Annotated in this window: 2 protein-coding genes and 2 pseudogenes; all 4 read right to left on the reverse strand. The window is 30.2% G+C overall.

Annotated elements, in window-relative coordinates; translation table 11 throughout:
• Positions 1 to 402 (reverse strand): annotated as a pseudogene (locus LS64_RS12100) (conjugal transfer protein); the annotation flags it as partial.
• The gene (locus LS64_RS12105) at positions 403 to 693 is read right to left on the reverse strand and encodes a hypothetical protein (protein WP_118949357.1); all 291 of its coding nucleotides are present in this window, start codon (positions 691 to 693) and stop codon (positions 403 to 405) included.
• A gap of 31 nt (positions 694 to 724) precedes the next feature.
• Positions 725 to 1,000: a hypothetical protein gene (locus LS64_RS12110; RefSeq protein WP_034569228.1), complete on the reverse strand. Its 276-nt coding sequence runs from the start codon at positions 998 to 1,000 to the stop codon at positions 725 to 727.
• Between the two features lie 12 nt (positions 1,001 to 1,012).
• Positions 1,013 to 1,498, reverse strand: a pseudogene (locus tag LS64_RS12665) (hypothetical protein); the annotation flags it as partial.

Here is a 1,498-nt window from a genome sequence, read left to right on the forward strand (position 1 = left end):
TTGGTGTGTCCAGCCTTGCTTAATTAGATTCTCACTCAAAACAAAAGATTCTAAATTAAAGCGACTTTTACTTGGAATACGAATACAAATACACACATCACTACCAAATAATACGCTTTCATGCTGGGCTTGAACCCTGTAACGCAAATATGGCTCTGGCAATTCACACGATAAGCTTGGATAGCTTTCATTAAATCGTTGATTTCTCCTTGTCGCAAGTTGGACTAAAAAATCATTTAGAAAATCATAATCTAGGGCATCATCGTGTATATGCTCGAATCTATCGCCGAAATCTACATAAAACTCTTTTGATTTTGTGAAAATCAATTCATTTGCATCAAGCCTTAGATATTTATCTAAAACTTGCAATTTATGCTCTAAAACAATGCTAACATTTTCCATTTATGCTCCTTTTGTAGAATCTAGGTTAGATTCTAAGTTTTGAAATTCACTAAATTTATCTTGCAATTTAGATTCTAATTCTTCTAGCCTTGCGTTTTCTACATTGATTTTCTTTTGTGTAATATCAATGCGTTTTTCATAATTCTTTAGCTCTTGTTTTTGCATTTTTAAGTCAATATCTAGCTTAGAAATGCTATTTCGCTTTGCAATTATTTTGCGGATTAGAATCTGCATTTCTTTTGTAGTCTCTTCATAATTGCGTGATTTTTCTATCCATTTATCTTTTATCATTTTAAACTCCTTTCAGTCTTCTTTTTGCTCTTTAAACTCTTTGATTTTCTTTCTCATTTTTTAGCCTTTTTTGTGCTTTTAAATGGGTTTTAATAGGTTTTAAATTCTCTAAACTTCTAAAAACATCTAAAAACGCTTTTTTATCATTCTTAAATCCTAAAAACTTATTTAAAGTGTTTTGAATACTTTTTTGCGTTTTAAAATCATTTTTAAGGCTTTTTGGGAAATTTAAAGGCTTTTTTGTGGCTTTAAACTCTTTTAAAGTGTTATGAGTGATTTTAAAATCTTTAAAATTATTATTTTGCATTTTTTACTCCTTTTAACTTGCTTTTTTAGTGTATTTAAATGGATTGTATTCTTTTTGCCCTACATTAGATTTTGCATTAGAATCTTTATTGCTAGATTCAGGGTTAGAATCTTTAGAATCTTTTGGGGTAGATTCTATGTTTTCTTTAGAATCTTGCTCTTTAGATTCTATATTTTCATTAGATTTATTAGAATCTTGTGGATTAGATTCAGTAGAATCTGTGTTGTTAGATTCTATATTTTCACTAGATTGTGTATTAGAATCTTTTTTAGCTTCGGCTTCCCTTAAGGCGTGGATTTCTTTATTGTCTCTATCATAAGGAATCTTGTCTGCTCCTTTAAGTGCTGGATTTTTAAACCAAAGGTTAGCTTGAGTTTTCACAGGGCGATTTAAAAAGCCACCGACTAAGACAAACACTTGCCCATCAGGGCTAGATAAAATATCTTGTGGTGTAACGAGTTTATAGCCCTCTTCGCTTATGCTATTATTTTTCTTTAA

The sequence above is a fragment of the Helicobacter saguini genome (genome assembly GCF_000762875.2).
Lineage (GTDB): Bacteria > Campylobacterota > Campylobacteria > Campylobacterales > Helicobacteraceae > Helicobacter_A > Helicobacter_A saguini.

Excerpts from the sequence above, each read along its gene's own strand:
- LS64_RS12110 (WP_034569228.1), bottom strand. The coding sequence starts at position 1,000 with ATGCAAAATAATAATTTTAAAGATTTTAAAATCACTCATAACACTTTA.
- LS64_RS12105 (WP_118949357.1), bottom strand. The coding sequence starts at position 693 with ATGATAAAAGATAAATGGATAGAAAAATCACGCAATTATGAAGAGACT.